Annotated in this window: 11 protein-coding genes, 1 tRNA gene, 1 pseudogene and 1 riboswitch; of the genes and pseudogenes, 6 read left to right on the plus strand and 7 right to left on the minus strand. The window is 58.7% G+C overall.

Features of this window, described 5'->3' with window-relative positions; all coding sequences use genetic code 11:
- Both OKC42_RS08575 and OKC42_RS08580 read right to left on the minus strand, forming a co-directional pair.
- Positions 1-138, minus strand: a pseudogene (locus OKC42_RS08575) (IS4-like element ISAs18 family transposase); the annotation flags it as partial.
- Between the two features lie 197 nt (positions 139-335).
- Positions 336-740, minus strand: a complete 405-nt coding sequence (locus OKC42_RS08580; RefSeq protein ID WP_005337123.1) for an H-NS family histone-like protein — start codon at positions 738-740, stop codon at positions 336-338.
- A gap of 302 nt (positions 741-1,042) precedes the next feature.
- Positions 1,043-1,214, plus strand: a riboswitch (Lysine riboswitch).
- An 88-nt stretch (positions 1,215-1,302) separates the two neighbouring features.
- Here OKC42_RS08580 and OKC42_RS08585 point away from each other — a divergent pair.
- Both OKC42_RS08585 and OKC42_RS08590 read left to right on the plus strand, forming a co-directional pair.
- Positions 1,303-2,883 carry a Na+/H+ antiporter NhaC family protein gene (locus OKC42_RS08585; RefSeq protein ID WP_270803716.1) on the plus strand — a complete coding sequence of 527 codons (1,581 nt, stop codon included), beginning with the start codon at positions 1,303-1,305 and terminating at the stop codon, positions 2,881-2,883.
- Positions 2,884-2,974: 91 nt separating this feature from the next.
- The gene (locus OKC42_RS08590; protein ID WP_005351181.1) at positions 2,975-3,556 is read left to right on the plus strand and encodes a thymidine kinase; all 582 of its coding nucleotides are present in this window, start codon (positions 2,975-2,977) and stop codon (positions 3,554-3,556) included.
- A gap of 81 nt (positions 3,557-3,637) precedes the next feature.
- Here OKC42_RS08590 and OKC42_RS08595 read toward each other — a convergent pair whose 3' ends face one another.
- On the minus strand, positions 3,638-4,975 hold the full coding sequence (locus tag OKC42_RS08595) for a flavohemoglobin expression-modulating QEGLA motif protein (RefSeq protein WP_129503867.1): 1,338 nt from the start codon (positions 4,973-4,975) through the stop codon (positions 3,638-3,640).
- Positions 4,976-5,133: 158 nt separating this feature from the next.
- Here OKC42_RS08595 and OKC42_RS08600 point away from each other — a divergent pair, with 158 nt between their 5' ends.
- The 4 genes from OKC42_RS08600 (at position 5,134) to htpG (ending at position 8,676) form a co-directional block, all read left to right on the plus strand.
- Positions 5,134-5,589 (plus strand): YbjN domain-containing protein, encoded by a 456-nt coding sequence (locus OKC42_RS08600; RefSeq protein WP_005337119.1) that lies wholly within the window; start codon positions 5,134-5,136, stop codon positions 5,587-5,589.
- 134 nt (positions 5,590-5,723) lie between these two features.
- Positions 5,724-5,811, plus strand: a tRNA-Ser gene (locus OKC42_RS08605).
- 184 nt (positions 5,812-5,995) lie between these two features.
- Positions 5,996-6,598 carry a recombination mediator RecR gene (gene recR, locus OKC42_RS08610; RefSeq protein ID WP_019444931.1) on the plus strand — a complete coding sequence of 201 codons (603 nt, stop codon included), beginning with the start codon at positions 5,996-5,998 and terminating at the stop codon, positions 6,596-6,598.
- Between the two features lie 164 nt (positions 6,599-6,762).
- Positions 6,763-8,676, plus strand: coding sequence for a molecular chaperone HtpG (gene htpG / locus OKC42_RS08615; RefSeq protein WP_040097518.1), 1,914 nt, complete (start codon positions 6,763-6,765; stop codon positions 8,674-8,676).
- A 105-nt stretch (positions 8,677-8,781) separates the two neighbouring features.
- Here htpG and OKC42_RS08620 read toward each other — a convergent pair whose 3' ends face one another.
- From OKC42_RS08620 to OKC42_RS08635, 4 genes are read right to left on the minus strand one after another with little or no spacing between them, the layout of a single operon-like run.
- Positions 8,782-9,567 (minus strand): peptide ABC transporter ATP-binding protein, encoded by a 786-nt coding sequence (locus OKC42_RS08620; protein ID WP_005333681.1) that lies wholly within the window; start codon positions 9,565-9,567, stop codon positions 8,782-8,784.
- Between the two features lie 34 nt (positions 9,568-9,601).
- Entirely contained in the window at positions 9,602-10,600 is a 999-nt protein-coding gene (locus tag OKC42_RS08625; protein ID WP_005333679.1) for a peptide ABC transporter ATP-binding protein, read from the minus strand.
- Positions 10,600-11,493, minus strand: coding sequence for an ABC transporter permease subunit (locus tag OKC42_RS08630; protein ID WP_005333677.1), 894 nt, complete (start codon positions 11,491-11,493; stop codon positions 10,600-10,602). Before OKC42_RS08630 ends, OKC42_RS08625 begins: the two co-directional genes overlap by 1 nt.
- A gap of 35 nt (positions 11,494-11,528) precedes the next feature.
- Positions 11,529-12,488, minus strand: coding sequence for an ABC transporter permease (locus tag OKC42_RS08635; RefSeq protein WP_129503868.1), 960 nt, complete (start codon positions 12,486-12,488; stop codon positions 11,529-11,531).
- Position 12,489 lies beyond the last annotated feature (1 nt).

Below are 12,489 nucleotides of genomic sequence, written 5' to 3' on the forward strand. Positions count from 1 at the left end.
ACCGATGGCGTGGATGGCCAGTGAACCTGACTCGATAACCCCGAGGGTAGCATTGGCGAGGGAAAGAACACGCTTAGCATGCATGTCCTGTCCAAATATATCGTCGATGTGGTTGAGGATTAGTTCGTGGTTAAACATGGGGATAGTCTGTTGGGTATTAGCTGGTCAAGGATGGCGATCATACCTCAGAAGCCGCGCCACGCCTCGCTCATATGAGGGGATGGTTAAGGGTCAAGGCAGCAGATCGCCCGCAATCGGCTATCTGATATTTCACGTTTAAGCGGCAATAAAAAACCTCGCCCTAGCGAGGTTTTTTATTGGCAACGCAAGCGCTGTCAGATAGCAAAATCTTCCAGTGATTTGCCTGCTGCCACTGCGCTGGCAATAGCCGAAGGCATACGGCCCTGGCCGGTCCAGGTTTTCTCTACGCCATTATCCTGATAGCGATATTTGGCTGGACGTGGCGCCCGCTTGGCTTTTTCTGATTTGCCGGGGTTGGTAGCGACAGCGCTTACCAATTCTGCCGGGTCAATACCGGCGGCTTTCAGCATTTCGCTATATTCGTTAATTTTCCGCAGATGCTCTTCACGGGCCTGACGCTCGGCAGCTTCATCCTGCTGACGCTCAGCAACGATCGCAGAGAGTTTTTCCAGTGCCTCTTCCAGTTGTTCCAGAGAAAGTTCGCGGCAGGTCGCACGCAGACTGCGGATATTAAGCAGTACCTTTAAAAATTCATTCATAGGAGTTACCACGTCGAGTCAGAGAAAAATATTATGTTCTAGCTGATTCTTGCTTGGCGATTTAAATAAGTCAAGCCGGGTTAAATATAATATCCGTGGGGAACATCAATACAGATATTTAATATGGCCTGCAATAGGCTTGGAGATTGGATGCCAATGAAACCGCAGTAGGTGAAAATAGCGTCAAAACAGGCGTTGTTGCATCATTTGACTACCATTTTTCGACCTTGATATGTTTATCGTGACTATTTAATCAAAAAACTTGCTATAAGCTGCCATCTCGATAAAATGTGCGGCGAATACCTTTAAGTAGAGGCGCGCTGCCTATGAGTATTTGTGCGGAGGGTGATGCCTGTGATGCACAAGGAAAGGAGTCAGCGCCGAAGTGGCCAGGCCATCATACCGGGCTGCTGGTTCTGCATCTAATAGGTGCAGGACTGCCATAGTCATCCACTATGGAGCGCTACCTGAAGGGGCTGAGGAGTATGACCTCCCCATAGGTTTTGTTTCTTTAGATCCTCTCGGTAGATCTCCACCTGTAATCTTTAGGTGCAAAGAGATCATGGATATTAGTCATTTCGCCGACTCCGGTTGGTCCGTTCTTCCCCCCCTGTTGGCTGTCGCGCTGGCTATCATGACCCGCCGCGTGCTGCTGTCCCTTGGTGTGGGCATCGTCACCGGCAGTTTGCTGCTCAATCAGTTTTCGCCCCTCGAATCCCTGCATTACATGTTGAATACCGTGCTCAAGATCTTCTGGGTCGATGGCGCGCTCAATCGTGACAATGTCAACATGATCCTGTTTATGCTGCTGCTGGGTGGCCTCATCAGCCTGATGAGCGTCTCCGGGGCGACCCGTGCCTTTGCCGAGTGGGCCGAGCGTCGTGCCAAGACCCGCAAGGGCGCCAAAGCCCTGACTGGCATGATGGTGTTTGCCTTCTTTATCGATGACTTCTTCCACAGCCTGTCGGTGGGGGCAATCTGCCGTCCGGTCACCGACCGCTTCCAGATCTCCCGTGCCAAACTGGCATATCTGCTGGACTCCACCGCGGCGCCGGTCTGCGTGCTGATGCCCATCTCCTCCTGGGGGGCTTATATCATCGCCCTGGTTGGCGGCATCATGGCGGCCCACGGTCTGACTGAACAGAGCCCCATCGCTGCGTTTGTCGAGATGATCCCGATGAACCTCTACGCCGTCTTCACCCTGATCATGGTGTTGGTGGTGATTGCATTCCAACTCGATATCGGCCCGATGCGTCAACACGAAGCGTGGGCGCTGGAAGGCAAGCTGTGGGATGAGTCCAAGGGCCGCCCCATCGGTCTGGATATGGAGAGCCCGGAAGAGAGCAACGGCGGCATGATCGACATGGTTCTGCCGATCCTGACCCTGACCGCCGCCACCATCTATTTCATGATTGATTCCGGTGCTGCGGTGCTGAGCGAGAAAGGGCTGCCATTCAGCGTGCTCGGCTCGTTCGAAAATACCAACGTCGGCTCTTCGCTGGTCTACGGTGCCCTGTGCAGTCTGGTGGTCTCCATCGGTCTGGCGATGCGCCTGAAGCTGGGAGCCAAGAACTGGATCAAGGCCGCTCCGCAAGGCGTCATGGCCATGCTGCCAGCCATCAACATCCTGCTGTTTGCCTGGACCATAGGTGCCGTGGTGCGTGACGTTGAGACCGGCAAGTATCTGGCTTCGCTGGCTAACGGTAACCTGCCGATCGAAGTGCTGCCTGCTGTGGTCTTTATCCTCTCCTGTGCCATGGCGTTTGCTACCGGTACCAGCTGGGGTACCTTCGGCATCATGCTGCCGCTGGCCGGTGACATGGCCGCCGCCAGCGACATCAGCCTGATGCTGCCGATGCTGGCCGCGGTACTGGCAGGTTCGGTATTCGGGGATCACAGCTCGCCCATCTCCAGCACCAGCATCCTCTCTGCCACCGGCGCCGGTTGCCATCACATCGATCACGTGATGACCCAGCTGCCCTATGCACTGGCCATCGCCTTCGGTGCGGCCATCGGTTACCTGGCGATGGGCTTGATGCACTCCAGCCTGGCCGGTTTCAGTGTCAGTGCCCTCTGGTTCGTGCTCTTTACCGGCTATCACCTGAAAAAGGCCAAAGCGCGGCCAATGCTGGCCACCGCGTAACATTTATAGAGCAAGGGGCCCGCGGGCCCCTTGGTTTTGTCAGGGGCTTTGGTTAGCATGCGCCCCATAAATTCAGTTTCGGAACAGTATCATGGCTTCACTGCACTACAAATTTGCCACCATGAATTCAGGCAAATCCACCCAGCTCATTCAGGCGCACTTCAACTATCTGGAGCGGGGCATGCATCCTCTGGCGATGACGCCAGCCATCGATGACCGTTTCGGGGTCGGGGTGATCAGTGCCCGGGTTGGCCTTGAGCTGAAGGTGGACGTGTTCAGCGACAGCTGCGATCTGTTTGAAATGGTGAAAGCGCGCCATGCGAAGAAACATATCGATGTTTTTATCGTGGACGAGGCCCAGTTCCTGACCCGTGAGCAGGTCTACCAGTTGGCCCGCATCGTCGATGAGCAGGATATTCCGGTGATGGCCTATGGCCTCAAGACCGATTTTCGCGGCGAGCTGTTCCCGGGCTCCTACCATCTGCTCTGTCTGGCCGACAAGTTTGAAGAGCTGAAGAGCATCTGCTGGTGTGGCAACAAGGCCCACATGAACTCCCGGGTCAACGAAGCGGGTCAGGTGATGCGTGATGGCGAACAGGTGGAGATCGGCGGCAACGATCGCTATGTGTCGCTCTGTCGCAAACACTATCTCGAAGGTCGGGCCTACAAGTAAGTCGGCTGCGACAGTTTGAATCGTCGAGAAGGGCGCCAATCTGGCGCCCTTTTTATTTTCCCCAACTTGTATCGCTGTGGTTTAGTCGATCTCGATATCCACCGGCGCAATGATGGGGTCGGCCACCGGCAGGCGTTGAAACAGCTGGCGAAAATGGTGCTGTACCCGGCCGATATCGACCAGTGACATGCCGGAGGCAAAACCGAACCAGACATAGAGGCCGGTGAGATCGCGAAACATCGGCGGCAAATAGCGGGGAGCGGCGATCAGCCCCTCCAGATAGTGCTGATAGAGCACCGGAATGTCATCCAGTGTCACCTTGCCGACAAACAGCATCGGCAGGATTTCGGGCACCCCTTCCAGCACGGCGCTGCGGATAAAGTTGACCGTTTCCACATAGCCACGCACGTAGGAGAGATCCTTGGTAAAGCAGGCGCCGCCGTCCACCATGCCGCCACGAAAGACCCGCTGGGTGATCTTGTAGGCGTCGTGCTCGCTGGTGCCCTGCTGTACAAAGTGCTGAAACACCTCGATAAAATCGGCGCCGCGCTCGGCCATGTCGATGGCCATCACCCGATCGGAGATGCGCTTGGCCCGATCCGGGAAGGAGCTGAAGGTGAGGGTCTCTATCAGGACGGCCAGCCCCTCCTGACAGGCGGTGATCCGCGGTGAACCGGCGCTCAGCCAGGTGGCATAAGGCTGCTGGCGACCGTTGAGGGTGGTGCCGACATGGACCCACCCCTCGTGTACCTCCAGCACCTGCAAGTCCAGCTCGGAGAAGCGGGCGTGGGAGTTGAGCTTGATGTAGTCGCCACCGGCCGCGGCATCGGAGACGATGCCATCGCTCAGCTTCACCTGCACAGTGCCGTCACTGAAGTAGCTCGACAGCTTGCCCTGCAGTTTGGCGACCGCGGCCTCTCCTTCGAACTCCTTGGGGTAGGGGCGCACCAGATGGCGCGCGCCGGGCAGGGAGAAGATATCGCACAGGCGGGCGCCCAGCTCCTTGAGAGTCTTGCGATCCCCGCGCAGGTGATCGCTGGCAGAGCCATAAAGCAGCTGGCTGTAACGCTGAAAATCGGGTTGGCCCCGCTGGCGCAGCATCTCGATCACTACCATGTACTGATCGACCGTCTCTTGCAGGATCCGGCCAAGATCGTCCTGTGGCCCCAGTTTTCTGCGGATCCGGTCCCGCAGCTCCTTGAGCTCCAGATACTTGTTGCGCGGATCGAAGCCGAGGGGGAGGGCATCATAGAAGTGCCTGTCGATAGCGGGCAGCTCCCTGCCACCGCTTGCCAGAAAGCGATCCTGCAGATGGCGTGGCCATTTGATGGCATCCAGAATGCGGATGGGTTTTTGCAGGGTGAGCAGCTCATCCGAGAGTGATTTCAGATGAAGGCGATACTTTTCTTGGATAGTCATGGGGCCCCCTGTGGGGCAAGCGTCATCGTGGATTTGGCTGAGTATATGCATAGCGCTTGCCAAAAAGAAGCGAGCCGCAGGGTTATCGGGTTGGCGTGCTTTTTGTTGATAGCAAATTGGTTTAGACTGCGCCCCTTGATCCCAATCTTGTCGTGGAAATGATGAATATCCCCAGCTCCGAAATGATAATGCGTTGGTTGCAACAGGCTCGAATCGAGCACTATGTCTGCGACCAGTGTCACGGTATCCACATTGTCTCTTTGCAGTCGGTCGATGGTATTCAGGAGAGCCGGATCTTCGTGGAAGAGGAAGGCCTGCTGTTCTCCTCCGAGCTGGAAGTGCGCCCCTCCGCAATGCTGCCGCTGGTTGCCGAACTGGGCCGACTCAATATGCAGTACCCCTCCCTCAAGGTGTTTCTCGATATCATCGATGACAACCTGCCGCGGCTGGTGGTCGGCCACACCGTCTTTACCAAGGCCGGACTCAGCGTCGAGCAGTTCCTGCTGTTCGTGCAAAGCACCATCGCTGCCACCCACGAACTGGTTGCCGAATGCGAACGTTCCGGCTTCCTCAACCTGCCGGAAATCCAGGTTGCACCGGAATCTGTGCATTAAGTGTTCGAACGGTTCGCCAGGTGAAAAAAGCCGTTGACGCGGGCGGGGCTTTCCCCTAAATTACGCCCCGTTCCAGCGCAACAGCGCAGCGAACATCGTGTTGGCTGAACACGTTAAACCACAGACCAAAATTTGGTGAGGTGTCCGAGTGGCTGAAGGAGCACGCCTGGAAAGTGTGTATACGGCAACGTATCGAGGGTTCGAATCCCTCCCTCACCGCCACATTGCAAAGCCCTGATGGAAACATCAGGGCTTTTTGCTATCTGGGTTTTTTGCGGGCGCTGTGGGCAAGCCGATGGCGATGGGCGGCGGGCTCGGGTATAGTCCTGCGCCAATGGCGTTATCCTGTTTTGCTGACCCGTCGTGGCCTTGGTGGTGGCGAGGGCAGGCCCGTGTAAGGAGTGTTATGAAGTTCAGTCCCCTGCTCGATGAGATGATGAAAGCCCTGCAGGTATTGCCGGGGGTGGGGCCCAAGTCTGCCCAGCGGATGGCCTTTACCCTGCTCGAGCGTGAGCGCAGCGGCGGTTTGCGGCTGGCCCAGCTGCTCTCTCGCGCCCTGACCGAGATTGGCCACTGCAGCCACTGCCGCACCTTTACCGAGAACGACCGCTGCGATATCTGCGCCAATCCCAAGCGGGAAGAGAATGGCCTGCTCTGCGTGGTGGAGAGCCCGGCGGACGTGGCGGCCATCGAGCAGACCGGCCAGTTCTCCGGTCGCTACTTTGTGCTGATGGGTCATCTGTCGCCGCTGGACGGCATCGGCCCGGAGGAGCTGGGGCTCGATATTCTCGAGCGCCGGTTGAAGGAAGAGCACATCAGCGAACTGATCCTCGCCACCAATCCCACCATCGAGGGGGATGCCACCGCCTGGTATATCGCCGACATGGCCCGTGCGGCCGGGGTGGAGGTGAGCCGCATCGCCCACGGGGTGCCGGTGGGGGGCGAGCTGGAACTGGTGGATGGCACTACGCTTTCCCACTCCCTGATGGGGCGCCAGCGCCTCAAGTAAGGGGCGGGTGGCGGTAAGTCGCGAAAAACTGAACATAAAATCGGCGGTTACACGCCAACAGGGGGCGAATGAGCAGGATTGCACATTCGCCCCCTTGATATTTGGATCGCTGTCCCCATCTAGGTTGGGCATATGTTCAACCCGATGTTTCTGAGGATTGGTCCATGACCCAAAGTGTTCATGCCGAAACCCACGGCTTTCAGACTGAAGTCAAACAACTGCTGAGCCTGATGGCTCACAGCCTCTACTCCAACAAAGAAGTATTCCTGCGCGAGCTGATCTCCAACGCCTCCGATGCGGCGGACAAGCTGCGCTTCAAGGCGCTTTCCGATGCCTCTTTGTTCGAAAACGACGGCCAGTTGCGTGTGCGTCTGGTGGTGGACAAAGAGAAGCGTACCCTGACCATCTCCGATAACGGGATCGGTATGACCCGTGATCAGGTGATTGAGCATCTGGGTACCATCGCCAAGTCCGGCACCGCAGAATTCTTCAAAAACCTCTCCGGCGATCAGGGCAAGGATTCTCAGCTGATCGGTCAGTTCGGGGTCGGTTTCTACTCCGCCTTTATCGTGGCCGACAAGGTGACCGTGGTCTCCCGCGCCGCCGGTACTGCTCCGGAGCAGGGCGTACAGTGGGAATCGGAAGGGGAAGGCTCCTTCACCGTCGCTGACGTAACCAAAGCTGGTCGCGGTACCGACGTCATCCTGCACCTGCGTGCCGAAGAGGACGAGTTCCTCGACGACTGGCGTCTGCGCTCCGTGGTGGGCAAATATTCCGACCACATCAGCGTACCGGTCGAGATGTTCAAAGAGGGTACCCCGGATCGGGAAGAGGATGGCGAGACCATCGTCGGCACCCCGGGCGAGTGGGAGCAGGTCAACCGCGCCACGGCACTTTGGACCCGCAACCCGAAAGATATCAAGGACGAGGAGTATCAGGAGTTCTACAAGCACGTTGCTCACGACTTTGAAGATCCGCTGCTCTGGGGTCACAACCGGGTGGAAGGGGCGCAGGAGTACACCAGCCTGCTCTACGTACCGGCCCGCGCACCGTTCGACCTCTACAACCGCGAGCAGAAGCACGGTCTGAAGCTCTATGTGCAGCGCGTCTTCATCATGGATGACGCCGAGCAGTTTATGCCGACCTACCTGCGCTTCGTCAAAGGGGTGCTGGACTCCAACGATCTGCCGCTCAACGTCAGCCGCGAGATCCTGCAGGACAACAAGGTGACTGCCTCTCTGCGCAAGGCTTGCTCAAAGCGCGTGCTGACCATGCTCTCCAAGCTGGCGAAAGACGATGCCGAGAAGTACGCCAAGTTCTGGAAAGAGTTCGGTAACGTGCTCAAAGAGGGCCCGGCCGAGGATTACGCCAACCGCGAAGAGATCGCCAAGCTCCTGCGTTTTGCCAGCACCGCTGGCGAGGGCGAAGCCCAGACCGTCTCTCTCGAGGATTACGTTGGTCGCATGAAGGAAGGCCAGCAGAAGATCTACTACATCACTGCTGACTCCTATGCCGCTGCCAAGAACAGCCCGCACCTCGAGATCTTCCGCAAGAAGGGTGTCGAAGTGCTGCTGATGTGGGAGCGCGTGGACGAGTGGCTGATGAGCCACCTGACCGAGTTCGACGGCAAGCAGCTTATCTCCGTCACCCGTGGCGAACTGGATCTCGGCGATCTGGAAGACGAAGCCTCCAAGCAGGCCCAGGAAGAGGCCGAAAAGGCCAACGCCGGTCTGGTGGAGCGGGTCAAGAAGAGCCTGGGCGATGCAGTGAAAGAGGTGCGGGTCACCCACCGTCTGACCGACTCCCCCTCATGCATCGTCACCGACGCCTACGGTATGAGCACCCAGATGATCAAGCTGATGCGCGCGGCCGGCCAGCCGGTACCGGAGCAGAAGTACATTCTGGAGCTCAACCCTGACCATGCGCTGGTGAAGAAACTCGACACCATTGAAGACGAGGCACTGTTCGGTGAGTGGGTCACCCTGCTGCACGAACAGGCCCAGCTGGCCGAGCAGGGCGGACTGAACGATCCGGCGAGCTTCGTCTCCCGTATCAACCGTCTGCTGCTGCAAGCCTAAGCAGCAACGCCGGTAACAGAAAGCCCACTGCATGCAGTGGGCTTTTTTGATCCCGCCGTGTGAGCTCGGCAAAACACAGCGGTGAGGGAGGTGGCCAGCGCCTCTCTATTTGCGGTATTCGTTGTTGTAGTTCTGGATGAGACGGCGAGTCACCTCATGCTGGGGATCGGCAAACACTTTAAGGGTCTTGCCGCGCTCCACCACCCGACCTTCGTGCATCACCAGCACTTCGTCGCTGATATGGCTGACGATGCCCAGATCGTTGGCTACCAGCACATAGCTCAGTCCCATGGTCTCCTGCATCTCCAGCAGCAGGTTGATGATCTGGGAGCGTACCGAGATATCCAGGGTGGAGAGCGCCTCATCGGCCACCACGATCTTGGGGTTGAGGATCAGTGCCCGCGCCAGCGCCACCCGCTGCTGCTGACCGGAGGAGAGCATCTGCGGATAGAACAGGGCGTGATCCGGCAGCATCCCCACCATACGCAGGGTCTGCACCACCTTCTCACGGCGCTCCTCTTCAGTCATCTCGGTGTTGAGGCGCAGTGGGGTTTCCAGGATCTGGCCGACCCGGATCTTGCGGTTCAGCGAGGTGTTGGGATCCTGAAAAATCATCCGCAGCAGTTTGCAGCGAGTCTGGTAATCGCCATGCACCATCAGTTGGCCGTCGATGGCGATGTCGCCGCTGGTGGGTTCGATCATGCCAGCCAGAATGCGGGCGAGGGTACTCTTGCCGGAGCCTGCCTCGCCGACGATGGCGAGGGTCTGGCCCACTTCGAGGTCGAACGAGAGGGGCTTGATCGCCTCCACAGCCTGACGACGGAACAGACCGGTGCGGTTCTGGTAGGTTTTGCTAAGGCCTCTGACCTGCAACAGGGATGGCTCGATCACAAGCGGGGCTCCTTCATGGGGGCATTAACGGTCATCATTTTTTTGGCTCCTCCATGTTCAGCGGGAAGTGACAGCTGAACTGATGGCCCTTGATCTTGTTCATCAGGGGGGTCTGCACGCACTGCTTCTGGGCGTAGGGGCAGCGCGGCCCCAGACGGCAACCGATGGGCAGGTGTTGCAGCGGCGGGATGACGCCGGGCAATGTCTCTAGGCGCGACTTGTGGCGCACCAGCTTGTCAAAGTCGGGGATCGATTTGAGCAGCGCATCGGTGTAGGGGTGATGCGGGGTCTCGAGGATCTGCTCCCGTGTGCCCACTTCCACCATCTGGCCGCAGTACATCACGTTGATGGTATCGGTCAGGTTGGCGATGGCGGCGATATCGTTACTGATGATCAGGATGGTGGTATTGCCCAGCTTGTTCATCTTGTCCAGCAGTCGCAGGATCTGGGAGTGGGTGGTGGACTCCATGGCGCTGGTGGGCTCGTCGGCTACCAGCAGACGCGGCTGGTTGGCAATGGCCATGGCGATCATCACCTTCTGGCACATGCCATCCGACAGCTCGTGGGGATAGGCGCGCATCACCTTGCGGTGATCCTTGACGCCTACCCGGTGCAGCAGGGCGATGGCCTTTTTCTTGCGCCACTGGAAGCGCTGCCAGAATTGTCCCTCGAACGAATCGGTCGGGATCGCCTCTTCCAGCTGGGTGCCGATCTCCTCGGAGGGGTCGAGACAGCTGATGGGGTCCTGGAAGATCATGGCGATCTCGCGGCCCATGATGCGACGGCGCTCCTTGGGTGCCATGGTCAGCAGATCCATGTCGTTGAAACGCATCCGGTCGGCACGAACCGTCCAGTTGTCTTTCTCGATGCCGACGATCACCTTGGCGATCAGACTTTTTCCGGAGCCGGATTCACCCACCAGACCGCGGATCTCCCCCTCGGTCAGGGTCAGGCTCACCTTGTCCACCGCCTTGACCTTGCCTTGCGGGGTGTCGATCTCGATGGTGAGATTGCGAATATCGAGCAGCGGCATCAGTCATTCCCCTCTTTGAGTGCTTCACGAATGCCTTCACCAACTAAATTGGTCACCAGCACGCTGAACAGGATGGCGATGCCGGGCAGGGTGACGGTCCATGGGGCGAGATAGATAAGGTCGCTCGAATCGGCCAGCATGGTGCCCCACTCCGGTTGGGGAGATTGGGCGCCGAGGCCAAGAAAACCGACCGCCGAGATATCGAGAATGGCCGCCGACAAGGTGCGGGTGGTCTGGGCCACCAGGGTTTCGACGATGTTGGGCAAAATAGCCAGCCGCATGATCCGGAAGGGAGGCGAGCCATCGAGGCGGCTGGCGGTGATGTACTCCTTCTGCATCTCGGCATGCACTGCGTTATAGGTGGCCCGGATAAAGGGCGGGATCAAAGCGAGCGTAATGGCAATCAGGGTATTGCCAAAACCCGGCCCCATGATGGCGACCATGATGATGGCCATCAGCAGGGAGGGGATGGAGAGCAGGGTATCGAGCAGGTGGTGCAGCACGCTCGATTTAAGCCCCTTGCTCATCCCGCCGAGGATACCGATGGCGGAGCCCACCACCATGGCGATCACCACCACGACCAGCGCATAGCCGAAGGTGAGGCGCGCCCCCACTACCAGCCGGGAGAGCATGTCGCGCCCCAGATCGTCGGTGCCGAGGAAGTAGTCGATGTTGCCGGTTGCCGCCCAGGAGGGGGCGAGCAGCAGCTTGTCGGTGTGCTGTTCATCGATGCCGTAGGGGACGACCAGCGGCCCCACCAGCGTGATGAGCAGCAACAGCAAAAAGCACCAAAGCCCTGCCATCGCCAGCGGATTGCGGCTGTAGGAGGCCCACGTCTGCTCAAGGGGCGAGAGGATCTTGAGCTCGGGATAGATGTTCGATTTATCTTGCATAGGATACCTGGCTCCTGGTCACGCCATGAGCGCGTTCAATCTTGTTTGGCATACAACTCTTTGCGCCGTGCCGGATAGATAAGGGTGGTCAGCAACTCGGTGCTGACGCTGGTCAGGATCACGAAACTGGCCACCACCAGGGTCGCGCCGCGAATGGCGGCGTAATCCTGCAGGGCGATGCTGCTGATGAGCCAGCGGCCGATCCCGTGCCACTCGAACACCACCTCGGTGATCATGGCGGAGGTGAGCACGCTACCCAGTTGCAGACCCAGCAGCGGCAGTACCGGCGGCAGGGCGTTCTTCAGACCATGGCGCCAAACGATCTGCGCCTTGGAAAGGCCCCGGCTCGCCGCCGCCTTGATGTAGTTCTGCTTCATCACGTCGATGAGGGAGCTGCGCACATGGCGGATCACCTCGGTAGTGGGCACCACCGCCAGCACCAGTGACGGAAGGATCAGGTGGCGCAGGGCATCATGCAGCGCCGCTTGCCGCCAGGGCTCGTTGCTGAGCAGCACATCGAGCACCGCGATGCCGGTTATGGGGGGCACGTCGTAGAGCAGGCTGATCTGCCCGGAGGCTGGCAACCAGCCGAGATCCAGCGAAAAGAGCATCACTACCAGCAGTGCCAGCCAGAACACCGGCACCGCATAGCCGATAAGACCGGCAGTCATGATGGAGAGATCCAGCGTCTTTCCCTGGGACAGGGCCGCCAGGGTGCCGAGGGGAATGCCCACCAGCAGCGAGATGGCGAACGCCGCCAGACAGAGGATCAGGGTTGCCGGGAAGTAGTGGCGGATCTCGTCCAGCACCGGCAGCCCGGAGACGCTGGAGAGCCCCAGGTCACCTGCGAAAATGCGGCGCAGGAAGTCGGGATAGCCGCTCCAGAAGCTGAGCTGATGGCCGATCAGCCGATAGTCCAGCAGATAGGCGACAAAGGTCAGCGCCAGCAGGGTGATAAGCAGCAGGTTGATGCGGCGCAAGGTGTATAGAAGCATG

It is taken from the genome of Aeromonas sp. Y311-2, from assembly GCF_027706025.1.
Taxonomy (GTDB): Bacteria; Pseudomonadota; Gammaproteobacteria; order Enterobacterales; family Aeromonadaceae; genus Aeromonas; species Aeromonas veronii.

What these genes read in the sequence shown, in the direction of transcription:
- OKC42_RS08590 (WP_005351181.1), top strand. Translation starts at nt 2,975, where the DNA reads ATGGCTTCACTGCACTACAAATTTGCCACCATGAATTCAGGCAAATCC.
- htpG (WP_040097518.1), top strand. Translation starts at nt 6,763, where the DNA reads ATGACCCAAAGTGTTCATGCCGAAACCCACGGCTTTCAGACTGAAGTC.
- OKC42_RS08635 (WP_129503868.1), bottom strand. Translation starts at nt 12,488, where the DNA reads ATGCTTCTATACACCTTGCGCCGCATCAACCTGCTGCTTATCACCCTG.
- OKC42_RS08600 (WP_005337119.1), top strand. Translation starts at nt 5,134, where the DNA reads ATGATGAATATCCCCAGCTCCGAAATGATAATGCGTTGGTTGCAACAG.
- OKC42_RS08595 (WP_129503867.1), bottom strand. Translation starts at nt 4,975, where the DNA reads ATGACTATCCAAGAAAAGTATCGCCTTCATCTGAAATCACTCTCGGAT.
- OKC42_RS08585 (WP_270803716.1), top strand. Translation starts at nt 1,303, where the DNA reads ATGGATATTAGTCATTTCGCCGACTCCGGTTGGTCCGTTCTTCCCCCC.
- OKC42_RS08630 (WP_005333677.1), bottom strand. Translation starts at nt 11,493, where the DNA reads ATGCAAGATAAATCGAACATCTATCCCGAGCTCAAGATCCTCTCGCCC.
- OKC42_RS08580 (WP_005337123.1), bottom strand. Translation starts at nt 740, where the DNA reads ATGAATGAATTTTTAAAGGTACTGCTTAATATCCGCAGTCTGCGTGCG.
- recR (WP_019444931.1), top strand. Translation starts at nt 5,996, where the DNA reads ATGAAGTTCAGTCCCCTGCTCGATGAGATGATGAAAGCCCTGCAGGTA.
- OKC42_RS08625 (WP_005333679.1), bottom strand. Translation starts at nt 10,600, where the DNA reads ATGCCGCTGCTCGATATTCGCAATCTCACCATCGAGATCGACACCCCG.